Below are 24,031 nucleotides of genomic sequence, written 5' to 3'. Positions count from 1 at the left end.
AGTGCGCTTCTGATGGATGCGCTCGGGACGGGCCCGACTACTTGATCATGTAGATCGTGGCGAAGAGTCCGATCCAGACGACATCGACGAAGTGCCAGTAGTAGGACACGACGATGGCGGCCGTCGCCTGCTCGTGAGTGAACCTCTTCGCCGCGTAGGTGCGGCCGAGGACCAGCAGGAAGGCGATGAGACCGCCCGTCACGTGCAGGCCGTGGAAGCCGGTGGTCAGGTAGAAGACCGAGCCGTACGGGTCGGAGGAGAGCGAGAGCCCGTCCTTCTTGACCAGCTCGGTGTACTCGAACACCTGACCGCCGATGAAGATCGCACCCATGATGAAGGTGACGATGAACCAGCCCCGGAGCTTCTTCACGTCACCGCGCTCGGCGGCGAAGACGCCGAGCTGGCAGGTGAGGGAGGAGAGCACCAGGATCGTGGTGTTCGTCGCCGAGAACGGGAAGTTCAGGCTCTCGGCCATTTCCTTCCAGTGATCGGGACCCGTCACCGATCGCAGGGTGAAGTACATCGCGAAGAGGGCCGCGAAGAACATCAGCTCGGAACTCAGCCAGATGATCGTTCCGACACTGGTGAGGTTCGGCCGATTGACCGACGGGTGCGCGTGCCCGGTTTCTACTGTCGTTGCTGTCGCCACGACCGACATTATGTCGGTCGCTTATCCCGCCCTCACTCCGGGGGGTGCCGTTCGGAGTGTTCGCAGCGTGTGTACTGCCCGGATGGCCCATCGCAGGGGTGTTCCAGCGGGTGTTGACGGGCTGTTCAAGGGAGTAGCATCCGCGGCAACTGTTCTGTCCGTACGACGCTGATGTCACGGAGGAAGCATGCAGGCGACCGCCACGGTGCTGGTCTACAGCGACGACGCCAACACCCGCGAGCAGGTACGGCTCGCGACCGGCCGGCGGCCGGCTCCGGACGCACCTGTGGTGGAGTTCCTGGAGTGCGCCACGCCTGCGGCCGTGCTGAAGGAGCTGGACCGGGGCGGGATCGACGTCTGTGTGCTGGACGGCGAGGCCGTGCCCATGGGCGGCATGGGGCTGTGCCGGCAGATCAAGGACGAGGTGTTCAACTCCCCGCCGGTGCTGCTGCTGATCGGCCGCCCGCAGGACGCCTGGCTGGCCACGTGGAGCCGCGCCGAGGGCGCTGTGACGCATCCGGTGGACCCGGTGGAGTTCGCCTCCGCCCTGGCGTCCCTGCTGCGCCAGAAGCGGGCGCTGAGCGCCTGAGAAGGCCGCTGCGGGCTGGAGAGAGGCTCTGGTGGACTTCTAGACGCTCTCCGGCCGCAGTCGAGCCCGCTGCTCGGCGCTGGGGGCCTCCGGTGTGCCGGCGGTCAGGGCGCTGCCCTTGCGCCACTTGTTCCACTTGAGGTTCCAGTCGCCGAAGCCGTTGCCGAAGGTCTCCATCGTGTCGCCGTAGGAGTTGACGACCTTCACCACGTCACCCTCGCGGACGGTGTCGAAGAACCACTCGGCGTTGCCGGTGCTCATGCCGGTGCAGCCGTGGCTGACGTTCTCGTAGCCCTGGGAGCCGACGGACCAGGGGGCGGCGTGCACGTACTCGCCGCTCCAGGTGACCCGGGTCGCGTAGTAGACCGGCAGGTCGTACGACTCCGAGGAGCCCTCGGCGATGCCGATGCTGGTGCCGCGCATCCGTACGAAGTACTCCTTGCCGAGTACGACCTTGACGCCGTTGCGGGTCTCGAAGCCGGGCTTGCCCGTGGTGACCGGGAGCTCGTTGATGACCTTGCCGTTCCGGTAGACCGTCATCGAGTGCGAGGAGGCGTCCGTCACCGCGATGACGCGGTCCCCGGTGGTCAGCTTGAGGGGCTTGGCCGGGCCGCCCCACAGGCGATCGCTGATCTTGACTCCGTCCAGGTTGCTGTGCACCTGGATCGTGGCGTGGGCGGGCCAGTACTCCTTGGGGCGGTAGTGGAGTTCCTTGTCGTCCACCCAGTACCAGGCGCCCTCTGCGGCGGGCATCGAGTCGACCTTGAGGGCGCGCTCGACGACGGCCCGCTGCGCCTTGTCCTTGACGGGCTTGTTCAGCTTCGCGGTGATGGGCTGCCCGACGCCGTACTTGCCCGCCTCGGGGCCGAAGGTGACCTTCAGGCGCTTCTTGGTGGTGGGCTTGCCGGTGTCGAAGGTGAGGACCCGGCGGCCGGGCGCCCCGTCCTCGTCCTCGGTGCTCACGCGGACCGTGTAGTGGGCGCTGGCGGCCAGCGGAGTGGTGCTGTGCCACCGGGAGCCGTCGGCGGAGAGTTCGCCCGCCACATGGCGTCCCGTGGCGTCCATGGCCGTGACATCCGTGATGCGCCCGTCGTCGTCCTCGGCGGTGACCTCCAGGGGCTTGTCGGGGTCGGCCTTCTTGCCGTCGCCCGAGGGGCCGTTGAAGGAGATCTGGTCCGCCGCGTCGTACGGCGCCGCCGACAGCGGGTTGCCGTCGCTGCTGCAGGCGGTGGCGCCCGCGGTGAGGGCGAGCACCAGCAGGGTGCAGGAGAGGACGGTGCGCGTGCGCGGAGTGTGGCTCATGCGTCTCACGCTAGGAAGGTTCGTCAGCCGCGGCGCGGTGGGTAACTCGGACGAGGGACCGGCACTGCTGCAACCGGCCACCGAAACTGCTGCAAAAGCGGGAGCCCGGACCCTCCTGACGGAGTGTCCGGGCTCCCCTGAGCTCAAGCCGTGCTACTGGGTGCGGTTCTCACCGCGGTAGTACTCGAAGACCCAGCCCCACAGGCCGACCAGGATCAGCGGCGCCGAGAAGTACATCAGCCACCAGCCGATCGCGATCGACAGGAAGGCGAGCGCACCGCCGACCGCGAGGGACAGCGGCTGCCAGCTGTGCGGGCTGAAGAACCCGACCTCGCCGGCGTCGTCCGCGACGTCCGCCTCCTTGTTGTCCTGCGCGCCCGCGTCGACCCGCCGGGCCGTGAAGCCCAGGTAGAAGCCGACCATGATGCACAGACCGAAGGCCAGGAAGAGGGCCGTGGTACCGGCCGGCTCCTTCGACCACACGCCATAGACGACCGCCATGGCGAGGACGAAGACGCTCAGCCACATGAACATCTTGCCCTGGATCTTCACTTGCCGGCCTCCTTGCCACCAGCGAGGGCCTTCTCACCGTGAGGCGCGTTCTCGAGCTGGTCGAGAGCGGCGATCTCCGGGTGGTGCAGGTCGAACGCCGGGGATTCGCTGCGGATACGGGGCAGGGTGAGGAAGTTGTGCCGCGGCGGCGGGCAGGACGTCGCCCACTCGAGCGAACGGCCGTAGCCCCACGGGTCGTCGACGCCGACCGGCTTGCCGTACTTGGCCGTCTTCCACACGTTGTAGAGGAACGGCAGGATCGACAGGCCGAGCACGAACGAGCTGATCGTCGAGATCGTGTTCAGGGCGGTGAAGCCGTCGGCCGCGAGGTAGTCCGCGTAACGACGCGGCATGCCCTCCGCGCCCAGCCAGTGCTGGACGAGGAACGTGCCGTGGAAGCCGGTGAACAGCGTCCAGAACGTGATCTTGCCGAGGCGCTCGTCGAGCATCTTGCCGGTCATCTTCGGCCACCAGAAGTGGAAGCCGGAGAACATCGCGAAGACGACGGTGCCGAAGACGACGTAGTGGAAGTGCGCCACGACGAAGTACGAGTCGGACACGTGGAAGTCCATCGGCGGCGAGGCCAGGATGACACCGGTCAGACCACCGAAGGTGAAGGTGATCAGGAAGCCGGTGGCCCAGAGCATCGGGGTCTCGAAACTCAGGGACCCCTTCCACATGGTGCCGATCCAGTTGAAGAACTTCACGCCGGTCGGGACGGCGATGAGGAACGTCATGAAGGAGAAGAACGGCAGCAGGACTCCGCCGGTGACGTACATGTGGTGGGCCCACACGGTCACGGACAGGCCCGCGATGGCGATGGTGGCGCCGATCAGGCCCATGTAGCCGAACATCGGCTTGCGGGAGAAGACCGGGATGACCTCGGAGATGATGCCGAAGAACGGCAGGGCGATGATGTACACCTCTGGATGGCCGAAGAACCAGAAGAGGTGTTGCCACAGCAGCGCGCCGCCGTTGGCGGCGTCGAAGACGTGGGCGCCGAACTTGCGGTCCGCCTCCAGGGCGAACAGTGCCGCGGCCAGGACCGGGAAGGCGAGCAGGACCAGTACGGCGGTCAGCAGCACGTTCCACACGAAGATCGGCATGCGGAACATGGTCATGCCCGGTGCGCGCATGCAGATGATCGTGGTGATGAAGTTGACCGAGCCGAGGATGGTGCCGAAGCCGGAGAAGGCCAGACCCATGATCCACATGTCGGCGCCGATGCCCGGGGAGCGGACCGCGTCCGACAGCGGGCTGTAGGCGAACCAGCCGAAGTCGGCCGCGCCCTGCGGGGTGAGGAAGCCGCCGACCGCGATGAGCGAGCCGAACAGGTACAGCCAGTAGGCGAACATGTTCAGCCGCGGGAAGGCGACGTCCGGGGCGCCGATCTGGAGCGGCATGATCCAGTTCGCGAAGCCGGCGAACAGCGGCGTCGCGAACATCAGCAGCATGATCGTGCCGTGCATCGTGAACGCCTGGTTGAACTGCTCGTTCGACATGATCTGCAGACCAGGCCGGGCGAGCTCGGCGCGCATGAGCAGCGCCATCACGCCACCGATGCAGAAGAACGCGAACGACGTGAGGGCGAGCTCGGCGCGCATGAGCAGCGCCATCACGCCACCGATGCAGAAGAACGCGAACGACGTGACGAGGTACAGCGTTCCGATCGTCTTGTGGTCAGTGGTGGTGAGCCACTTGATCACGACGTTGCCGGGCTGCTTGCGCCGGACCGGCAGCTCGTCTGAGTAGTGCCCCTCAGCTGCCGCGGCACCCTGGGGTTCGTTGAGGATGCTCACAGGTTGTTCGTCTCCCGGTTCTTCTCGTGGGCGGTCTGCTCGATGCCCGCGGGAACGTAACCGGTCTGCCCCTTCTTGGCGAGGTCCTTGAGGTGCTGCTCGTAGCGCTCGGGGGAGACGACCTTCACGTTGAACAGCATCCGGGAGTGGTCGACGCCGCAGAGCTCGGCGCACTTGCCCAGGAAGGTGCCCTCCTTGTTGGGGGTCACCTGGAAGGAGTTGGTGTGGCCCGGGATGACGTCCTGCTTCATGAGGAACGGCACCACCCAGAAGGAGTGGATGACGTCACGCGAGGTGAGGACGAAGCGGACCGTCTTGCCCTTGGGCAGCCACAGCGTGGGGCCCGGGTTGTTGGTCTGCGGGTTGCGCGTGCCGGGCGTACCGACGTCGTAGACACCGCCGGCGTTCGCCGGGAAGTCCTCCTTGAACCGGTCCGGGATCGCGTCCAGGTTCTTGTCGGTCTTCGCGTCGCCGGAGGAACCGTCGACGTTCTCGATGTAGTTGAAGCCCCAGCTCCACTGGAAGCCGACCACGTTGACAGTGACGTCGGGCTTCTTCTCGAGGCTGAGGAGCTTCGACTCGTCGCGGGCCGTGAAGTAGAACAGGACCGAGACGATGATGAGCGGGACCACGGTGTACAGCGCCTCGATGGGCATGTTGTACCGGGTCTGCGGAGGAACTTCGACCTTCGTGCGGCTGCGCCGGTGGAAGAAAGCACTCCACAGGATCAGGCCCCACACCAGCACGCCGGTGGCCAGCGCGGCAGCCCAGGAGCCCTGCCACAGGGAGAGGATCCGCGGAGCCTCTTCCGTGGTCGGGGTGGGCATGCCAAGGCGGGGGAAGTCCTTGTATGTGCAACCGGTGGCGGTCGCCAGGACCAGGCCCGCGGTCATTGCCTGCAGCAGCTTCCGCCGCATCGGGCGCCGCGGCGAGCGGTCGGAGCCGTTGGGACTCACGTAGCGCCTTCCCGAGAGTCTCGCCCGCGCGGATTGGCTGCGGCCTGCCTTACTCGGTGGTCGGTCGCCGCCCTGCGTCGGGCAGGGGTTTGGATGTTTATGCGGACCAAACCCTAGCCGACGCGTTCTTGGGGGTCGCGGGGAGGGGGGCCTAGTGGGCAGGGTGGTTCGCTGGATTGGCGGCTGCGGGTCGGTTTGGGCCGATCGCGCCCCGCGGCGGAGCCGCTGATGGGTACAGCCGCGCGCCCCTGCCGGTACTAGCGTTGCCGCATGTCCTACTTCGATGCCGCCTCCGGTGCTCCTCTTCATCCCGTTGCCCGTCAGGCGCTGTTGGCCTCTCTGGAGGAAGGGTGGGCTGATCCTTCGCGGTTGTACCGGGAAGGACGTAGGGCTCGGATGCTGCTGGATGCCGCGAGAGAGGCCGCTGCCGAAAGCGTCGGGTGCAGGGCGGACGAGCTCAGGTTCACCCCGTCCGGTACTGCGGCCGTGCACGCCGGTATCGCGGGGGCGTTGGGTGGACGGCGGCGCGTCGGGCGTCACCTGATCGTGTCAGCGGTTGAACATTCCTCCGTGCTCCATTCGGCCGAACTGCACGAGAAAGAGGGGGGTTCGGTCACCCGGGTGACGGTCGACCGCGGGGGACGCGTCGATCCGTCCGCCTACGCCGCCGCACTCCGGCCGGACACCGCGCTGGCCTGTCTTCAGTCGGCCAACCATGAGGTGGGCACCGAGCAGCCGGTCGCGGACGTTGCCGACATCTGTCAGGCCGCCGGGGTGCCGTTGCTGGTGGACGCGGCTCAGTCACTCGCCTGGGGGCCGGTCGAGGGCGCGTGGTCGTTGCTCACCGGAAGCGCGCACAAATGGGGCGGACCCGCTGGAGTCGGGCTGCTCGTCGTCCGCAAGGGGGTGCGGTTCGCGGCTCAAGGGCCCGTGGACGAACGGGGATACGGCTTCGAGAACATCCCGGCGGTCGTCGCGGCGGCGGCCTCCCTGCGGGCCGTGCGTGCGGAGGCCGCCCAAGAGGCGGTACGGCTGCGGGAGCTGACGGAGCGGATCCGGGCGCGGGTGCCGGAGCTGGTCGCGGACGTGGAGGTGGTGGGCGATCCGGAGCGGCGGCTGCCGGGGATCGTCACCTTCTCCTGTCTCTATGTCGACGGGGAGACACTGCTGCACGAGCTGGACCGGGAGGGGTTCTCGGTCTCCTCCGGTTCGTCCTGCACCAGCAGCACGCTGACGCCCAGCCATGTGCTGAAGGCGATGGGGGTGCTGAGTGAGGGGAATGTGCGGGTGTCGTTGCCGGCGGGGACGGCTGCGGAGGACGTCGACAGGTTCCTCGCCGTGCTGCCGGGGGTGGTGACCGGCGTGCGGGAGAAGCTGGGCGCGCCCGTGCCCGGGCCGGCCGGGGTCGTGCGCGAGGACGAACTCCTCGTCGACGCCCTCGGCAAGCGCTGCCCCGTCCCGGTCATCGAGCTCGCCAAGGTGATCGGCGCGGTGCCGGTGGGCGGCCTGGTCCGGGTGTTGTCGGACGACGAGGCCGCACGCCTCGACATCCCCGCGTGGTGCGAGATGCGGGAGCAGGAGTACGTGGGTGAGGAGCCGGCGGACCAGGGAACTGCCTACCTCGTCCGCCGGACCTCATAGGACCTACGCCAGGTGCTTCTGGACCTCGGCCGCGGCCTCGTCGCCGTACGCCTTGGTGAAGCGCTCCATGAAGTGGCCGCGGCGCAGCTGGTACTCCTGCGTGCCCACGGTCTCGATGACGAGGGTCGCCAGCATGCAGCCCACCTGGGCCGCCCGCTCCAGCGAGACGCCCCAGGCCAGGCCGGACAGGAACCCGGCGCGGAAGGCGTCGCCGACGCCGGTCGGGTCGGCCTTGCGGTCCTCCTCCGGGCAGCCGACGACGATCGGCTCCTCGCCGGCCTTCTCGATTTGCACGCCGCGCGAGCCGAGGGTGGTGACCCGGTGGCCGACCTTCGTGAGGATCTCGGCGTCCGTCCAGCCGGTCTTGGACTCGATGAGGCCCTTCTCGTACTCGTTGGAGAAGAGGTACGTGGCGCCCTCCAGCAGGACCCGGATCTCGTCGCCGTTCATCCGGGCGATCTGCTGGGAGAAGTCCGCGGCGAAGGGGATGGCGCGGGAGCGGCACTCCTCCGTGTGGCGGAGCATCGCCTCGGGGTCGTCGGCGCCGATGAGGACCAGGTCGAGGCCGCCGACGCGGTCGGCGACGGTCTTGAGCTCGATGAGGCGGGCCTCGCTCATCGCGCCGGTGTAGAAGGAGCCGATCTGGTTGTGGTCGGCGTCGGTGGTGCAGACGAACCGGGCGGTGTGCAGGGTCTCGGAGATGCGGACCGAGGCGGTGTCGACGCCGTGGCGGTCCAGCCATGCCCGGTACTCGTCGAAGTCGAAGCCCGCGGCGCCGACCAGGATCGGCTCGGTGCCCAGCTGTCCCATGCCGAAGGCGATGTTCGCGCCGACGCCGCCGCGGCGGACGTCGAGGTTGTCGACCAGGAAGGAGAGCGAGACCGTGTGCAACTGGTCCGCGACGAACTGGTCGGCGAAGCGGCCGGGGAAGGTCATGAGGTGGTCGGTGGCGATGGAGCCGGTGACTGCGATGCGCACGGCGTGGACTCTCCTGTGGGGAGAAACTGGATTGACAGTTCACGCTACCCGGTCCGCGCGGGGCTCTGAAGCAGCCAAAACTACCCGATAGTAGATCTTTCTTCGCGGGCGTCGACGTGCATACGGTGCCGTCATGACGAACCTGAAGGCCCCTGCCCCCGCTCCGGCCGACCTCGACGGCGATCTCGCGTCGCTGCGCGGTGACTGCGCCCGGATGGTCCCGCACTGGGCCGCCCCCGACCGGGTCGCCGCCCTCCCGGTCTCCCCCTCGCTCATCCACGGGGTGACGGTGCCGACGAAGTCCGCCCGGCTGCTGGACGCCATGTCGGACTACGGCGACTGAAACAGGCGCTCCCAGGGGAACCGTGCGCTCCCCCGCTGCGTCCCATCGCTGTCCCCCGTAAAGGGGATGCGGGATACGACCCTCCGGCCGGCCGTTTTGACAGGGCCGGGTCAGGGTCATAGGGACAACTGCGCGGCCGAAGGAGCGATGCGGTGAACACCGAGCGACCCGACAACGACGACGACGCCGAGGTCGTCGGCAGGGACACGGGCGCCGACGAGGCTGCCGAGGAGGCCGGCACCTCGCAGGGAGCCGGGGCTGCCGAGGAGACCGGCCGGGAGACCGGGGACGGTCAGGAACCGGTCGTCGCGGCGGCCCGGGAGGGCGACGAGGACGAGCACCCCGCCCGGCGCCGCTCCCCCGCGCTCATCGCCGCCGTCGCCGCCGCCGTGCTGCTCGTCGGGGGCGGCGGGGCGTATCTCGCCGCCACCGCGACCGGCGGGTCGGGCGGCGGTACGGCCTCCGGGTCGCCCGGCGACGGCACTCCCCCGCCGCTGCACCTGGACGGCTACACCGACGGCGGCGGCACCAACGGCATCGCCCCCGGAGAGCCCAACCCGTACGGCGTGACCTACCGGGCCGACGGCACACTCCCGGACGGTCCGGACTCCGCGCCCGTGTACCGGGCGACCGGCGAGGTCACCAAGGACGAGGTGGCCCGGCTGGCCGCCGCCCTCGGCGTGACCGGGACGCCGGTGCTGGAGGGCAAGGCCTGGAAGGTCGGCGGGCAGGACGCCGCCGGGCCGAGCCTCCAGGTGAACCAGCTCGCGCCGGGAACCTGGACCTTCCACCGGTACGCGCCCGGCACCGACGACTGCAAGAGCGAGACCGTGTGCGCCGGCGACCCCGCCGCCCCGGCCGGCGACCCGGTGAGCGAGGACGTCGCCGAGAAGGCGGCGGCGCCGATCCTGAAGGCGGTCGGGCAGGACGACGCGAAGACCGACGCGAGCCAGGTCATGGGGGCGCAGCGGGTGGTGAACGCCGATCCGGTGGTCGGCGGGCTGCCGACGCACGGCTGGACGACCGGCGTCACCGTCAGCGCGCAGGGTGAGGTGGTCGGCGGCAGCGGTCTGCTGAAGGCGCCGGTGAAGGGGGACACGTATCCGGTCGTGGGCGCGGAGAAGGCGCTGGAGCTGCTCAACGGGCGGCCCGCGGACGGCCATCGGATGGGGATCGGCGGCTGCGCCAGTCCCGTACCGCTGAAGGACCGGCTGGAGGCGCCGTGCGGGTCCTCGTCCGGGGGGCCGGAGGCAGGTACTCCGGTACCTCCGAAGCAGGACACGATCACCGTCGAGAAGGCCGTGTTCGGGCTGGCCGCGCAGTACGTGGACGCGCGGCAGACGCTGGTGCCGTCCTGGTTGTTCGAGGTGAAGGCGGCCGGGGCGCAGGACCCCTTCACGGTGACGTATCCGGCGGTGGACCCGAAGTACATCGCCTCGGCCACGCCGTCCTCGGAGCCGAGCGGCGAGCCGACCGCCCCGCCGAGCCCGCGGCCGACCGGGCCGGGTTCCGACGAGCCGACCGCGGCACCGGCCACCCGGGACGTGCGGGTGGACGGCTACACCACCGACGGGAACGAGCTGACGGTGAGCTTCACGGGCGGCGTCTGCGCCGACTACAGGACGGCGGCCGTCGAGAGCTCGGACACGGTGACCGTCACGGTCACCGAGACGCCCTGGCCCGACAAGGTCTGCATCATGATCGCCAAGGTGTACCACCAGAGCGTGCAGCTCGACGAGCCGCTGGGCGACCGCAAGGTCGTGGGCTCGGACGGCAAGGAGATCCCGCTGGAGAAGGCGGGGGCGCGGCTGCCGGAGACGTCCGGGGCGCGGTAGGCGCGGACGTCCCGGAGCGCGGCTGAAGGCGGCGGCCCTGTCGGAGGGGGCCGCCGCCTTCGCGCGTGTTCAGTTCTTCAGCCGGGGCGTGTGGGCTCAGCTGAAGGAGTCGCCGCAGGCGCAGGAGCCCGTCGCGTTCGGGTTGTCGATCGTGAAGCCCTGCTTCTCGATGGTGTCGACGAAGTCGATGGACGCGCCGCCCAGGTAGGGGGCGCTCATGCGGTCGGTGACGACCTTGACGCCGTCGAAGTCCTTGACGACGTCGCCGTCGAGGGAACGCTCGTCGAAGAAGAGCTGGTAGCGCAGGCCGGAGCAGCCGCCGGGCTGAACGGCGACGCGCAGGGCCAGGTCGTCACGGCCTTCCTGCTCGAGCAGGGCCTTGACCTTCGCCGCGGCGGCGTCGGACAGGATGATGCCGTCGGTGACGGTGCTGGTCTCGTCCGATACGGACATCTACATCTCTCCCGGGTTGTACGGAGACTGCTTGCCGACAGGTGCAACCGGCAAGGCCGCGGATTCATTCCGGGCCGGGCGCCGCCTTTACGGCGTCTTCTTCATGCTCGCACACCTGACAGGCAGCCGAAAATGCCGCATCTGACCGGCAGCCGGTATTCCCCCTCGATTCCCGATCGGGATTCATGTCACATCGACGCAATGACCATCGTCAAAGTGACGTGAACCGGGTTATGATAGATAACGTCAGTTCGACGAAAAGTAGAAAGGGTGCGTGTCGTGACCACCGCCCAGACCCCGGAGCTCGACGTACAGCCGACTCCGCTCGCCCTGCTGCTGCTCGGCCGCGAAGCCGACCCGAAGAGTGAGCGGGGCGTCGAATGCCCCGGCGACCTGCCGTCCCCGTCCGACCCGGACCTGGTGGAGCGGGCCCGCGCGGCCAAGGAGAAGCTCGGGGACAAGGTCTTCGTCCTCGGCCACCACTACCAGCGCGACGAGGTCGTCCAGTTCGCCGACGTCACGGGCGACTCCTTCAAGCTGGCCCGGGACGCGGCCGCGCGCCCGGAGGCCGAGTACATCGTGTTCTGCGGTGTGCACTTCATGGCGGAGTCGGCGGACATCCTGACGTCCGACGACCAGAAGGTGGTCCTCCCCGACCTCGCCGCCGGCTGTTCGATGGCCGACATGGCCACCGCCGAGCAGGTCGCCGAGTGCTGGGACGTGCTGACCGAGGCCGGGATAGCCGACCAGGTCGTGCCGGTGTCGTACATGAACTCGTCGGCCGACATCAAGGCGTTCACCGGCAAGCACGGCGGCCTGATCTGCACGTCGTCGAATGCCGAGCGCGCCCTGGACTGGGCCTTCGAGCAGGGCGAGAAGGTGCTGTTCCTCCCCGACCAGCACCTGGGACGCAACACCGCCGTCCGGAACATGGGCATGTCCCTGGAGGACTGTGTCGTCTACAACCCGCACAAGCCGAACGGCGGGCTGACCGCCGACGAGCTGCGCGCCGCCAAGATGATCCTGTGGCGCGGCCACTGCTCGGTGCACGGCCGGTTCTCGCTGGACTCGGTCAACGACGTGCGCGAACGCATCCCGGGCGTCAACGTCCTGGTCCACCCCGAGTGCAAGCACGAGGTCGTGGCCGCGGCGGACTACGTCGGCTCGACGGAGTACATCATCAAGGCGCTGGAGGCCGCTCCGGCGGGCTCCAAGTGGGCCATCGGCACCGAGCTGAATCTCGTACGCCGGCTCGCGAACCGTTTCGCGCCGGAGGGCAAGGAGATCGTCTTCCTCGACAAGACGGTCTGCTTCTGCTCGACCATGAACCGCATCGACCTCCCCCACCTGGTGTGGACGCTGGAGTCCCTCGCCGAGGGCAACCTCGTCAACCGCATCGAGGTCGACAAGGAGACCGAGGCGTTCGCGAAGCTGGCGCTGGAGCGGATGCTGGCGCTGCCGTAACCCTTCCCGGAACAGGGACAAGGGCGGCCGGGTGACCCGGCCGCCCTTGTTCGGTTCAGGAACCGTCACACGCCCGCGGTTTCCGGCTGGGCCGGCACCTCCGCCTTCTTCTCCCGCTTCAGGGCCCGCTTCTTCGCGCGGCGCTCCTTGCGGAGCTCCAGCATCGTGTAGAGCGTCGGGACCAGGAGCAGGGTCAGCAGCGTCGAGGTGATCAGGCCGCCGATCACGACCACGGCCAGCGGCTGGGCGATGAAGCCGCCCTCGCCGGTGACGCCGAGCGCCATCGGGAGGAGGGCGAAGATCGTCGCCAGGGCCGTCATCAGGATGGGGCGCAGCCGGTGCCGGCCGCCCTCGATGACGGCGTCGACCGTCGAGTAGCCCTGCCTGCGGTACTGGTTGATCAGGTCGATCAGCACGATCGCGTTGGTCACCACGATGCCGATGAGCATCAGCATGCCGATCATCGCGGGGACGCCCATCGGGGTGCCGGTGAGGATCAGCAGGCCGATCGCGCCGGTCGCCGCGAACGGGATGGAGACCAGCAGGATCAGCGGCTGGGCCAGCGACCGGAAGGTCGCCACCAGCAGCATGAAGACGATCGCGATCGCCGCGAGCATCGCCAGGCCCAGGTTCTTGAACGCGGAGTCCTGGTCGGAGGTGACCCCGCCGATCTCGGCCGTGGCGCCCGCCGGGAGCTTCAGCGCGTCGAGCTCGGACGTGAGGTCCTGGCTCACCGCGCCCGTGTTGTCGCCGGTCGGCTTCGCCGTGATCGTGGCGGCGCGCTGACCGTCGATCCGGGTCATCGAGACCGGGCCGTCCACCAGCTTGACGGTGGCGATGTCACCGAGCTTCACCGGGCCGAGCTTCAGGTTCCTGAGTTCGTCCAGGGTCTGCGCGGGCTTCGCCGACTTGATGACGACGTCCCGCTCGGTGTCGTCGAGGACCGCCTTGGCGGCGGTGGTGCCCTTGACCGCCTGGGCGACGGCCGCGCCGAGCGTCTGGTCGTCGAAACCGGCCGCCGCGGCCCTGGAGTTGGCCTTCACCGAGATACGCGGGACGCTCTCCGCGAGGTTGCTGGTGACGTCGGTGACGTCGTCCAGGCCCGCGACGGTCTTGCGTACTTCCTCGGACGCCTCGCGCAGCACGTTCGCGTCGGCCGCCTTCACGACGACGCTCAGGTCCTGGCTGCCGAAACCGTCGCCGGCCGCGATGGTCGTCGTGCCGATGCCGTCGAGCTTCTTCAGGCCGGCCTCGATGCGGTCCTGGACGTCGTCGGAGGAGGCCGAGTCGTCCAGCATCACCGAGTAGGAGGCCTGGTTGGTGTCGGTGCCGCCGCCGAAGGCCGCCATGAAGCCGGAGGAGCCGATGGTGACCTGGTAGTCCTTGACGCCCTTGGTGTCGGCGAGCAGCTGCTCGACCTTCTTCGCCTGCTCGTCGGTGGCGGCCAGGCTGGTGCCGGGCTTCAGCTCCTGCTTGACGGTGAGGACTTCCTGCTCGCCCTGGTCGAAGAAGTTCGTCTTCAGCAGCCCGGACATGCCGAACGTGCCGATGAGGATGACGACCGCGATCAGCACGCTGGTCAGGCGCCGCCGGGTGGCGAACCGCAGGACGGGGACGTAGAGCCGCTGGAGCCTGCTCCTCGCCTCCTTCTCCTCGGCGAGGCGGCGGGCCTCCTCCGCGTCCTCGGGGGTGTTCTTCGGGGCGCGCAGGAACCAGTACGACAGGACCGGGACGACCGTCAGCGAGACCACGAGCGACGCGAGCAGCGCGGCCGTGACGGTGAGGCTGAAGGAGCCGAACAGCTCGCCCACCATGCCGCCGACCAGGCCGATCGGCAGGAACACGGCGACCGTGGTGAGGGTGGAGGAGGTGACCGCTCCGGCCACCTCGCGGACCGCCTTGAGGATGGCGTCCTGGCGCTCCTCGCCGTAGCCGAGATGGCGCTTGATGTTCTCCAGGACCACGATCGAGTCGTCGACGACCCGGCCGATGGCGATGGTCAGCGCGCCCAGCGTCAGCATGTTCAGGGACAGGTCGCGCGTCCACAGCACGATCAGCGCCAGCACCACCGACAGCGGGATGGACACCGCGGTGACGAGGGTGGAGCGGACGGACGCCAGGAAGACCAGGATGACGAGGACCGCGAAGAGCAGGCCGAGCGCGCCCTCGGTGGTCAGGCCCTCGATGGCCTTGGCGACCGCGGGGCCCTGGTCGCTGACGACGGTGATCTCGGAGCCGCTGCCGAGGTCCTTGCGCAGCGCGGGCAGCTTGTCCTCGACGGCGTCGGAGATGGAGACCGCGCTGCCGTCCTTGTCCATGGTGACCATCACGGCGAGGCTGGGCCTGCCGTCGGTGCGGGTGATGGAGTCGGCGGCGGCCTCCTCCTGCCGCACGTCGGCCACGTCCCCGAGGCGTACGGGCTTCTTCCCGGCGGGGCCGGTCACCATCAGGTCCTGGATCTGCGCGACGGAGGTGAAACCGCCGCCGACCTGGACGGTGCGGTTGGCTCCGTCCTCGTCGAAGGAGCCGGCCGGGACGGTCGCCCCGCCCGCCTGGAGGGCCTGGGCGAGGGCGGCCGAGGTGAGACCGGCCCTGGCGAGCTTCGCGTCGTCGGGCGTGACGGTGACCTGGAGGTCACGGACGCCGTCCACGGTGACCTGGCCGACGCCGTCCACGGACTTCAGCTCCGGCACGACCGTCTTGTCGAGCTGGTCGGCCAGGGCCTGCTGGTCCTTGTCGGAGGTGACGGCGAGGACGACGGTCGGCATGTCGTCCGTGGAACCGGCGATGACCTGCGGGTCCACGGAGTCCGGGAGCTGGACGCGGGCCCGGTTGACGGCCTGCTGGACGTCGGCGACGAGCTGCTTGGTGTCCGGGCCGTAGTCGAAGGACGCCATGATCACGGCGTTGCCCTCACTGGCCGTCGAGGTGACGCCCTCGATGCCGTCGACGGCTTCGAGGCTGTCCTCGATGGGCTCCACGACCTGCTTTTCCACGACATCCGGGGAAGCGCCCTGGTAGGGGGCCAGCACGGACACCATGGGCAGCTCGATGGACGGCAGCAACTGCTGCTTGAGCTGGGGGATCGCGATCGCTCCGAAGGCGAGCGCGATGATGGACATCAGGCCGATGAGGGCACGTTGCGCGAGGCTGAATCTCGACAGCCAGGACATGGGTCAGGGATCTCAATTCTGTGAGCGGCAGAAGCGGCCCCTACACCCTGTGTCCTGTGAGACCGCTGTTCCGTAGCCCCCAGGTCCATTTCCTTGTCCGGCGCATACTCCGGCCGCAGTACGACAAGTGGAGCTCACTCCACCCTCGGACGTACCAGCCCCGACTCGTAAGCGATCACCACCAGCTGCGCCCGGTCCCGGGCGCCGAGCTTGGCCATGGCCCGGTTGACGTGCGTCTTCACGGTCAGCGGGCTGACTTCGAGCCGCTCGGCGATCTCGTCGTTGGAGTGCCCGCCGGCGACCTGGACGAGGACCTCCCGCTCCCGGACGGTCAGTGCCTCCAGGCGGGCGGTGCGGGCGGGGTCGGCGGCCTGGTCGGCGCCGTCGCCCTGGGCGAGGAAGCGGGCGATGAGGCCCTTGGTGGCGGCCGGGGACAGCAGTGCCTCTCCGTCGGCCGCGATCCGGATCGCGCTGAGCAGCTCCTCCGGTTCACTGCCCTTGCCGAGGAAGCCGGAGGCCCCGGCCCGCAGCGACTGGACCACGTAGTCGTCGACCTCGAAGGTCGTCAGGATGACCACCCGGACATGGGCCAAGGAGGGGTCCTCGCTGATCATGCGGGTGGCGGCGAGGCCGTCCGTGCCGGGCATCCGGATGTCCATCAGGACGACGTCGGCCCGTTCCTCCTTGGCCAGCCGCACCGCCTGCGCCCCGTCCGAGGCCTCCCCCACGACCTCCATGTCGGCCTCGGAGTCCACGAGCACCCGGAAGGCGCTGCGGAGCAGGGCCTGGTCGTCGGCGAGCAGGACGCGGATGGTCATACGGGGTCCTCTGCGGCAGGGGGCGGGCTGCTGTCACGACAACTGCCGCGGGGTGCGCCCGAGTTCCGCGGCGTCGGCATTCAGGCGGTCATACGGTGTCGTCGGCCGCGCGACCGCGGGTTTTGACCGGCAGGATCGCATGGACGCGGAAGCCGCCGCCGTAACGGGGACCGGTGGTGAGGGTGCCGCGCAGGGCGGTGACACGCTCCCGCATGCCGAGCAGGCCGTGTCCGCCGCTGTCCACGGGGCCGTCGCCGTCGCCGGCGCCGTTGTCGAGGACGGTGATCTCGATGTTCGGCCCCACGCTTACCACGCTGACCTCGGCCTTCGCCTCACCGCCGGCATGCTTGCGGACGTTGGTGAGGGCTTCCTGGATGACCCGGTAGGCCGCCAGGTCGACGGCGGCGGGCAGGGCGGTGCCGGCGTCGGCGCGGGCGACCTCCACCTGGAGGCCGGCGCTGCGGAAGGTGCCGACGAGTTCGTCGAGCCGGTCGAGGCCGGGAGCGGGCTCGGTCGGTGCCTCGGGGTCGCCGGACTGTCTGAGGAGGCCGACGGTGGCCCGGAGTTCGTTGAGCGCGGAGCGGCTGGCCTCGCGGACGTGGGCGAGGGCCTCCTTGGCCTGGTCGGGCCGCTTGTCCATGACGTGCGCGGCCACGCCCGCCTGGACGTTGACCAGCGCGATGTGGTGGGCGACGACGTCGTGCAGGTCACGGGCGATCCGCAGGCGCTCCTCGGCGACGCGGCGGCGGGCCTCCTCCTCGCGGGTGCGTTCGGCCTTCTCGGCACGGTCCTGGATGGCCTGCACGAAGGCGCGGCGGCTGCGGACGGCGTCGCCCGCGGTGGCGCCGATGCCGGTCCAGGCGAAGATCGCGAGGTTCTCCTGGGCGTACCAGGGCAGCGGGCCGCCGAGCATGGCGGCGGCGGTCAGCACCGTCATGGTGAGCAGGCCGACGCGCCAGGTGGTGGGGCGGTCGGTGGCCGAGGCGACCGTGTAGAGGGCGATGACCGCGGCCATGGCGACGGGGGCGCGGGGGTCGCCGGTGACGCACTCGACGACCGAGAAGGTGCCGGTGAGGGCGAGCACCGTGATGGGGGCGCGGCGGCGGAGGACGAGTGCGGTGGCGCCGAGGGCGATGAGGACGAGGCTGAGCGGGTCCGGGGTGCGGATGCCCCAGGTGACACCGTCGGGGCCGTGCGGGTCGACGAACGAGCCGGCCACCATGCAGACGAGGACGCCGGCCGCGAGGATGGCGTCCAGCGCCATGGGGTGCGCCTTCAGCTGGTGCCGGATGCGGTCGACGGTACTCACGTCTGACAAGGTACGGGTAGGTCGGGGCTTACGTCCCTGGGGGCTCGGCCCTCGGACCCCCGGCCTGTGCCCACCCTCCACCAGACTCGGTTGGTCGAGAGGTCACCCCGGAATCAGTCCGTCGTCGCTGAGCATCTCCCGGACCTCCTCCAGCGTCGCGTCCGGGGACGGCAGGATCAGTTCCGAGGGTTCCAGGGAGTCGTCCGGGAGCGGTTCGCCCAGTTCCCTGACCTTGGCCAGGAGGGCGTCGAAGGTGCGGCGGAAGCCGGGGCCGTCGCCGTTCTCCATCTCGGCCAACAGCTCGTCGTCCAGCTTGTTCAGCTCGGTGAGGTGGCTGTCCGCCAGCCTCACCTGCCCCTCCCCCATGATCCGTACGATCACGTCGCCCTCCTAGGCGTGGGCCGCGCTGTCGGTCACTGCTTGTCGAAGCGCGGGGTGTCCTGCGGCTGCTGCTGGGACTGCGACTGGCTCGTGCCACCCTCGATGGCCTGCTGCCCGGAGGTGCCTCCGGCCAGCTCCGCCTTCATGCGCTGCAGTTCCAGCTCTACATCCGTACCACCGGAGAGCCGGTCCAGCTCGGCCTGGATGTCGTCCTTGTGCATGCCGGACTGGTCGTCGAGAGCGCCGGAGGCGAGGAGTTCGTCGATCGCGCCCGCGCGAGCCTGCAGCTGGGCGGTCTTGTCCTCGGCCCGCTGGATCGCCATGCCGACGTCGCCCATCTCCTCGGAGATGCCGGAGAATGCCTCGCCGATCCGGGTCTGGGCCTGGGCCGCGGTGTAGGTGGCCTTGATGGTCTCCTTCTTCGTCCGGAAGGCGTCGACCTTGGCCTGGAGTCGCTGGGCCGCCAGGGTGAGCTTCTCCTCCTCGCCCTGGAGCGTCGCGTGCTGGGTCTCGAGGTCGGTGACCTGCTGCTGGAGGGCGGCCCGGCGGGACAGCGCCTCACGGGCGAGGTCCTCACGGCCGAGCGCGAGCGCCTTGCGGCCCTGGTCCTCCAGCTTGGAGGACTGCGACTGCAGCTGGTTGAGCTGGAGTTCCAGGCGCTTGCGGGACGTGGCCACGTCGGCCACCCCGCGGCGGACCTTCTGGAGCAGCTCCAACTGCTTCTGGTACGAGTAATCGAGGGTTTCGCGAGGGTCCTCGGCCCGGTCAAGGGCCTTGTTCGCCTTCGCGCGGAAGATCATCCCCATACGCTTCATGACACCGCTCATGGGCTTCGCGCGCCCCCTTCTGACGGACTCCAGCTCACAGGTCTGCGACAGAACCCACAGTACGGGCCCTGCATCCATTGACGCACTGTTCGGGGACGGATGCGCTCATCCCCAAGGACGACTGCCCCAGGCCTTGCTCCGGCGTGAGGAGTAGGTGACCTTCAGGGTGAGCCGTCGGTCACCGGACGTCCCCTCTGTCCCCCTACATGACGTCTGGTGTTGCCGGATCGTTCCCCACCGGGCTGGGGTCCAACCCCGGGCACCCCGTACCCTTGGGTTTTGTGTTCCGTAGCCGTGCCACCAAGGAAGAGAAGGCCACCGCCGCCCAGGCCCCGGTGACCGACTCCAAGCAGCCCCGCGATCCGCAGGCGCCCAAGGGCCGCCCCACGCCCAAGCGCAGTGAGGCCCAGTCCCAGCGCCGCAGCGTCGCCAACACCTCGATGACGCGCAAGGACGCCGCCAAGCGGCAGCGCGAGGAGCGTCGCGCCGCGCTGGAGAAGCAGCGTCAGGCGCTCGCCGGCGGTGACGAGCGATACCTGCCCGCGCGCGACAAGGGCCCGGTCCGCAAGTTCGCGCGTGACTTCGTCGACTCGCGGTTCAACGTGGCGGAGTTCTTCCTGCCGATGGCCGTGGTCATCCTCGTGCTCAGCATGGTGCAGGTGGGCTCGCTGCAGAGCATCGCGCTGCTGCTGTGGCTCGTCGTGATCGTGCTGATCGTGCTCGACTCGATCCTCACCGCCTTCCGCCTGAAGAAGCGGCTCGCCGAGCGCTTCCCGGACCAGAGCCGGAAGGGCGCGGTCGCCTACGCCCTCATGCGCTCCCTCCAGATGCGCCGGCTCCGGCTGCCCAAGCCGCAGGTCAAGCGCGGAGAGCGGCCCTGAGCACAACGCCGTTCACCGGGGGCGCACAGGCCTGGCTGAACAAGCTGGGCGGGCTGCGGGACGTCGTACGACAGGAGCTGGTGGCCCGGCAGCTCGACGAGCAGATAGCCGGGCGTTACCCGGTCGGGCAGCGGCTGCGGGTGCTCGACGTGGGCATGGGCCAGGGCACGCAGGCGCTGCGGCTGGCCCGGGCCGGGCACCAGGTGACCGGCGTCGAGAAGGACCCGACGATGCTCGCCGCCGCCCGGGAGGCGCTGGCCGGTGAGCCGGAGGGCATCCGGGAACGGGTGCGGCTGCTCCAGAGCGACGGCCGGGACACCGGGGTGCACTTCCTGCCCGGCAGCTTCGACGTGGTGCTCTGCCATGGCGTGCTGATGTACGTGGAGGAGCCGGACGCCCTGCTGGCGGGGCTGGCGCGGATGCTCGCACCGGGCGGGCTGCTGTCGCTGCTGGTGCGCAACGCCGACGCGCTGGCCATGCGGCCGGGGCTGTCCGGTGACTGGGCGGGGGCGCTCGACTCCTTCGACACGGTCGCGTACCGGAACCGGCTGGGGCTGGACGTCCGCGCCGACCGGCTCGCCGCGCTCACCGCGACGCTCGCCGGGATCGGGGCACCGCTCCAGGCCTGGTACGGCGTACGGGTCTTCACGGACACCGCGGTGGACGGGGCGGAGATCCCGGCCGACGTCGAGTCGCTGCTGGCGGCCGAGGAGCGGGCCGGGCGGACCGACCCGTACCGGGCGGTCGCGGCGCTGCTGCATCTGTGCGGCGTGCGGGGCTGAGGCGCCCGTTCGGGTGCACTCCGCAAGCCGGTCATTCACCCTGAAGTGAGACTCGGGGCATGGACGCTTTCCGCCACCGTGCCCTTCGTCTCGCCGTGCCAGTCGCCGCGTTCGCGTGTTCCGTCGCGCTGCTGTCCGGCTGTTCCGACTCCGGTTCCTCCGGCGACCGGCAGGAGTCGACCACCCAGGCCGCCGCTGCCGCCGCTGCTGTGAACAGCGATCTCCAGGACGACTACAAGAAGGTCATCAAGGAGGTCCTGCCGTCGGTCGTGCAGATCCAGGCCTCCAGCGATCTCGGCTCGGGGGTCGTGTACGACGACAAGGGACACATCGTCACCAACGCCCATGTCGTCGGCGACGAGAAGACCTTCCGGGTGACGACCGCAAACAGCGAGAACACCCTGACGGCGAAGCTCGTGTACGCCTACCCGGAGCAGGACCTCGCCGTCATCAAGCTGGACAAGGTGCCGGACGGGCTGGAGGCGGCGACGTTCGGGGACTCCTCGAAGGTCGAGGTCGGCCAGATCGTGCTGGCGATGGGCTCACCGCTCGGGCTGTCGTCCAGCGTGACGCAGGGCATCGTCTCGGCGACCGGACGGACCGTCACGGAGGGCCGTGCGGGCGGCGGTACGGGGGCCACCATCGCCAACATGGTGCAGACGTCCGCGGCCATCAACCCCGGCAACAGCGGTGGCGCCCTGGTCGATCTCGACGGTCAGGTCATCGGCATCCCCACGCTCGCGGCGACCGACCCCAACCTCGGGGACAGCGCGGCGCCCGGGATCGGGTTCGCGATCCCCTCGTCGATGGTGAAGACGGTCGCCGACCAGATCATCGAGAACGGCAAGGTCACCGACTCGGGCCGGGCCGCGCTCGGCATCACCGGCCGCACGGTCGTCGACGACAGCTTCCGGCCCGCCGGGGTCGCGGTCGTCGACGTCAAGAGCGGCGGGGCGGCCGACAAGGCCGGCATCGAGGCCGGGGACATCATCACCAAGCTCGGCGACACCGGCATCACCACGATCACGTCCCTGTCGGAGGCGCTGGCGTCGGAGTCGCCGGGCGACAAGGTGACGGTGACCTACACGAGGGACGGCGCCGGGAAGACGGCGGACGTGACGCTGGGCGAGCAGTGAGGCAGTGAGAAGGGGCGGCCGGAAACCCCGGCCGCCCCTCTCCGCGGGGTCGCGGGGGTTACGCCTCCTCGGCGTGCAGGCTCATCGGGCCGTAGATCTTCGTGCCGTCCTCGTAGAGGTACACCTGGTCCGCACCGCCTTCGAGGAGGTCCTTCCAGAACTCGCCGACCCAGGACTCGGCGTCGCCCTGGGTGGTGAACTCCTCAGGCGTCACCGCCGGTTGGACCTCCGTCCCGTCGGCCTTCTCGAATCGCCACGTCCATGCCGCCATGTACGCCACCTCGCTCCGCTGGGTTGGACCGTGATCAACATACGGTAGTCGGTCGGGTGCGGGTTGCGTGTGGCCGGTCGCGCCCACGCGACGGTAACCGCACATCTCATGCTTCCCCGCGCCCCCTTGACGGCATCCAGCGCGCGCAAGATCAGCAGTGACCGGCGAAAATCTACTCGTGGAACTGACTCTCCTTGGTACCGGCGCTCCCTCCGGGCTCCCCCGCCCCGGCTGCCCTTGCGCCGCCTGCGCGGTGTCCCTCGGCCCCGACGCCCGTGCAGCCACCGCGCTGCTGATCGACGGGGCGCTCATGCTGGACCTGACGCCCGGCGTCGCGTTCGCCGCAGCCCGGGCCGGGCACTCGCTGGGTGGCGTGCGGCAGGTGCTGCTGTCGCATCCGCACGACGGGCCGGCCGTGGAGGTGCCGGCGGGACTGCCGCAGCCGGGGCGGGTGCCGGACGGGCGGGAGTTGGCGCTGCTGACGGGGCACCGGGTGCGGGCGGTGGCGCTGGACGCGCCCGGCACCGGGTACGCGGTGACCGGGCCGGACGGGCAGCGGCTGCTGTATCTGCCGCCGGGCGGGGCTCCGGCGGGGCTGGAGGAGAACCCGGAGGACGTCTACGACATGGTCCTCGCCGATGTCGTGGGGCGGCCGGACGTGCTGTCCAGGCTGCGGGCGGTCGGGGCGGTGGGGCCGACCACCGATGTCGTCGCCGTGCATCTGGACCACGACGTGCCGCCGGGCGCGGAGTTGCGGCGCCGGCTCGCGGCGGCGGGCGCGCGGGCCGTGCCCGACGGGACGACGCTGGCCGTCGGCGCCTATGAGGACGTACCGGACGTGCCGCGGCGCACCTTGGTGCTGGGCGGGGCGCGGTCGGGGAAGTCGGTGGAGGCCGAGCGGCGCCTGGAGGCCTTCCCCGAGGTGCTGTACGTGGCCACGGGCGGGACGCGCAACGGGGACGGCGAGTGGGCGGCCCGGGTCTCCGCGCACCGGGAGCGGCGGCCGGGGTCCTGGCGCACGGCGGAGACCTGCGACCTGGTGCCGCTGCTCGCCGGCGAGGGGCCGCCGCTGCTGATCGACTGTCTGTCGCTGTGGCTGACGGACGCGATGGACGCCGTCGGGGCGTGGGACGACGCGGAGTGGGCCGGTGGCGGGGAGCGGGCGCTGCGCAAGCGGGTGCGGGAGCTGACGGACGCGGTGCGGGCGACCCGGCGGACCGTCGTCGCCGTGTCGAACGAGGTGGGGTCGGGGATCGTGCCCGCCACCGCGTCCGGGCGGCGGTACCGGGACGAACTCGGGCGGCTGAACGCGGCGTTCGCCGCGGAGTGCGAGCACGTGCTGCTGGTGGTGGCGGGGCAGGCGCTGGTGCTACGCGGGTGAGGGCGCCCGGCGGGCGATGACGCGGGTCGTCCTGGACAGGCGGTCGAGGGCGGGGTGACGGCCGGCCGGGAGGACCGTGCAGCCGCTCGCTTCGAGTGCGGTGCGCAGGGCGTCGGCGGGTTCCGCCGTCTCCACCAGTACGTGGCCGCCCGGGCGGAGGAACGTCAGGACCGGGCCGAGGTCATCGGTGGGGTGCAGGACGCTGATCACGTCGTAACGGGCCGTCAGGACCTTGGCGAGGTGCGGGGAGGCGGGGTTGCCGAGGTGCGCCTCCTCCACGCGCTCCGCCTCGCGGGCCACGAGGACGGCGGTGGTCGTGTCGAGGCCGTCGAAGGAGGTGTAGGGGAACAACTCCTTGGCCGTGGCCGGGAAGTGCGCGTCGCCCGTGCCGACGTCCAGCCAGCTCTCCGGTTCGGGGTCGAGGCGCAGCATCGCGCGGGCCGTGGAGCGGTGGCGCCGTCTGCGGTCGAGGTCCGAGAGACGGGCGCGCAGGCGTTTCATGGAGGCTCCC

23 protein-coding genes are annotated in these 24,031 nt (G+C 70.0%); 9 read left to right on the top strand and 14 right to left on the bottom strand.

The genetic code is table 11. The features are described from left to right. Window positions 1-37 precede the first annotated feature (37 nt). On the bottom strand, window positions 38-658 hold the full coding sequence (locus DI272_RS35540; RefSeq protein WP_079308715.1) for a heme-copper oxidase subunit III: 621 nt from the start codon (window positions 656-658) through the stop codon (window positions 38-40). A gap of 178 nt (window positions 659-836) precedes the next feature. Here DI272_RS35540 and DI272_RS35535 point away from each other — a divergent pair, with 178 nt between their 5' ends. Next, window positions 837-1,238, top strand: a complete 402-nt coding sequence (locus tag DI272_RS35535; protein ID WP_109499284.1) for a response regulator transcription factor — start codon at window positions 837-839, stop codon at window positions 1,236-1,238. 39 nt (window positions 1,239-1,277) lie between these two features. Here the strand turns inward: DI272_RS35535 and DI272_RS35530 are convergent, their stop codons facing one another. The 4 genes from DI272_RS35530 to coxB form a co-directional block, all read right to left on the bottom strand. Next, on the bottom strand, window positions 1,278-2,540 hold the full coding sequence (locus DI272_RS35530; protein ID WP_109499283.1) for an Ig-like domain-containing protein: 1,263 nt from the start codon (window positions 2,538-2,540) through the stop codon (window positions 1,278-1,280). A 153-nt stretch (window positions 2,541-2,693) separates the two neighbouring features. Further along, window positions 2,694-3,092, bottom strand: coding sequence for a cytochrome c oxidase subunit 4 (locus tag DI272_RS35525; protein WP_109499282.1), 399 nt, complete (start codon window positions 3,090-3,092; stop codon window positions 2,694-2,696). Beyond that, complete coding sequence (gene ctaD / locus DI272_RS35520; RefSeq protein WP_109499281.1) at window positions 3,089-4,891, bottom strand: cytochrome c oxidase subunit I; 1,803 nt, start codon at window positions 4,889-4,891, stop codon at window positions 3,089-3,091. Before ctaD ends, DI272_RS35525 begins: the two co-directional genes overlap by 4 nt. After that, window positions 4,888-5,847, bottom strand: a complete 960-nt coding sequence (gene coxB, locus DI272_RS35515) for a cytochrome c oxidase subunit II (RefSeq protein WP_109499280.1) — start codon at window positions 5,845-5,847, stop codon at window positions 4,888-4,890. Before coxB ends, ctaD begins: the two co-directional genes overlap by 4 nt. A gap of 270 nt (window positions 5,848-6,117) precedes the next feature. Between coxB and DI272_RS35510 the strand changes: the two genes are divergently transcribed. Further along, the gene (locus DI272_RS35510; protein ID WP_109499279.1) at window positions 6,118-7,488 is read left to right on the top strand and encodes a cysteine desulfurase/sulfurtransferase TusA family protein; all 1,371 of its coding nucleotides are present in this window, start codon (window positions 6,118-6,120) and stop codon (window positions 7,486-7,488) included. 3 nt (window positions 7,489-7,491) lie between these two features. Here DI272_RS35510 and DI272_RS35505 read toward each other — a convergent pair whose 3' ends face one another. Further along, window positions 7,492-8,466, bottom strand: a complete 975-nt coding sequence (locus tag DI272_RS35505; RefSeq protein WP_109499278.1) for a carbohydrate kinase family protein — start codon at window positions 8,464-8,466, stop codon at window positions 7,492-7,494. 133 nt (window positions 8,467-8,599) lie between these two features. On the opposite strand from DI272_RS35505, the gene DI272_RS35500 reads away from it, so the two are divergent. Together DI272_RS35500 and DI272_RS35495 are read left to right on the top strand one after the other, a co-directional pair. Beyond that, window positions 8,600-8,809, top strand: a complete 210-nt coding sequence (locus DI272_RS35500; RefSeq protein WP_109499277.1) for a hypothetical protein — start codon at window positions 8,600-8,602, stop codon at window positions 8,807-8,809. Window positions 8,810-8,961: 152 nt separating this feature from the next. Then, entirely contained in the window at window positions 8,962-10,644 is a 1,683-nt protein-coding gene (locus DI272_RS35495) for a hypothetical protein (RefSeq protein ID WP_109499276.1), read from the top strand. Between the two features lie 96 nt (window positions 10,645-10,740). Here the strand turns inward: DI272_RS35495 and erpA are convergent, their stop codons facing one another. Then, on the bottom strand, window positions 10,741-11,097 hold the full coding sequence (gene erpA / locus DI272_RS35490) for an iron-sulfur cluster insertion protein ErpA (protein ID WP_109499275.1): 357 nt from the start codon (window positions 11,095-11,097) through the stop codon (window positions 10,741-10,743). A gap of 279 nt (window positions 11,098-11,376) precedes the next feature. Here erpA and nadA point away from each other — a divergent pair, with 279 nt between their 5' ends. Continuing rightward, window positions 11,377-12,561 (top strand): quinolinate synthase NadA, encoded by a 1,185-nt coding sequence (nadA, locus tag DI272_RS35480; protein WP_109501225.1) that lies wholly within the window; start codon window positions 11,377-11,379, stop codon window positions 12,559-12,561. Between the two features lie 65 nt (window positions 12,562-12,626). Here the strand turns inward: nadA and DI272_RS35475 are convergent, their stop codons facing one another. The 5 genes from DI272_RS35475 to DI272_RS35455 form a co-directional block, all read right to left on the bottom strand. Beyond that, entirely contained in the window at window positions 12,627-15,734 is a 3,108-nt protein-coding gene (locus DI272_RS35475) for an efflux RND transporter permease subunit (protein ID WP_109499273.1), read from the bottom strand. 134 nt (window positions 15,735-15,868) lie between these two features. Next, window positions 15,869-16,552 (bottom strand): response regulator transcription factor, encoded by a 684-nt coding sequence (locus DI272_RS35470; RefSeq protein WP_109499272.1) that lies wholly within the window; start codon window positions 16,550-16,552, stop codon window positions 15,869-15,871. An 88-nt stretch (window positions 16,553-16,640) separates the two neighbouring features. After that, on the bottom strand, window positions 16,641-17,861 hold the full coding sequence (locus DI272_RS35465) for a sensor histidine kinase (RefSeq protein ID WP_109499271.1): 1,221 nt from the start codon (window positions 17,859-17,861) through the stop codon (window positions 16,641-16,643). Window positions 17,862-17,963: 102 nt separating this feature from the next. After that, window positions 17,964-18,242, bottom strand: a complete 279-nt coding sequence (locus DI272_RS35460; RefSeq protein WP_109499270.1) for a hypothetical protein — start codon at window positions 18,240-18,242, stop codon at window positions 17,964-17,966. A 32-nt stretch (window positions 18,243-18,274) separates the two neighbouring features. After that, entirely contained in the window at window positions 18,275-19,069 is a 795-nt protein-coding gene (locus tag DI272_RS35455; protein WP_109499269.1) for a PspA/IM30 family protein, read from the bottom strand. 206 nt (window positions 19,070-19,275) lie between these two features. On the opposite strand from DI272_RS35455, the gene DI272_RS35450 reads away from it, so the two are divergent. The 3 genes from DI272_RS35450 (at window position 19,276) to DI272_RS35440 (ending at window position 21,868) form a co-directional block, all read left to right on the top strand. Further along, complete coding sequence (locus tag DI272_RS35450) at window positions 19,276-19,950, top strand: DUF3043 domain-containing protein (protein WP_109499268.1); 675 nt, start codon at window positions 19,276-19,278, stop codon at window positions 19,948-19,950. A gap of 80 nt (window positions 19,951-20,030) precedes the next feature. Further along, window positions 20,031-20,732: a bifunctional 2-polyprenyl-6-hydroxyphenol methylase/3-demethylubiquinol 3-O-methyltransferase UbiG gene (locus tag DI272_RS35445; protein WP_109499267.1), complete on the top strand. Its 702-nt coding sequence runs from the start codon at window positions 20,031-20,033 to the stop codon at window positions 20,730-20,732. Between the two features lie 59 nt (window positions 20,733-20,791). Further along, window positions 20,792-21,868: a S1C family serine protease gene (locus tag DI272_RS35440; protein ID WP_109499266.1), complete on the top strand. Its 1,077-nt coding sequence runs from the start codon at window positions 20,792-20,794 to the stop codon at window positions 21,866-21,868. 58 nt (window positions 21,869-21,926) lie between these two features. Here the strand turns inward: DI272_RS35440 and DI272_RS35435 are convergent, their stop codons facing one another. Further along, window positions 21,927-22,139 (bottom strand): hypothetical protein, encoded by a 213-nt coding sequence (locus DI272_RS35435; RefSeq protein WP_109501224.1) that lies wholly within the window; start codon window positions 22,137-22,139, stop codon window positions 21,927-21,929. Between the two features lie 178 nt (window positions 22,140-22,317). Here DI272_RS35435 and DI272_RS35430 point away from each other — a divergent pair, with 178 nt between their 5' ends. Next, window positions 22,318-23,520: a bifunctional adenosylcobinamide kinase/adenosylcobinamide-phosphate guanylyltransferase gene (locus DI272_RS35430; RefSeq protein ID WP_109499265.1), complete on the top strand. Its 1,203-nt coding sequence runs from the start codon at window positions 22,318-22,320 to the stop codon at window positions 23,518-23,520. On the opposite strand, the gene DI272_RS35425 is transcribed toward DI272_RS35430, so the two are convergent. Further along, entirely contained in the window at window positions 23,509-24,021 is a 513-nt protein-coding gene (locus DI272_RS35425) for a methyltransferase domain-containing protein (protein ID WP_109499264.1), read from the bottom strand. The genes DI272_RS35430 and DI272_RS35425 overlap by 12 nt on opposite strands. Window positions 24,022-24,031 lie beyond the last annotated feature (10 nt).

It is taken from the genome of Streptomyces sp. Act143, from assembly GCF_003143935.1.
Lineage (GTDB): Bacteria > Actinomycetota > Actinomycetes > Streptomycetales > Streptomycetaceae > Streptomyces.
This window is presented reverse-complemented; position numbering and strand designations above follow the sequence as displayed.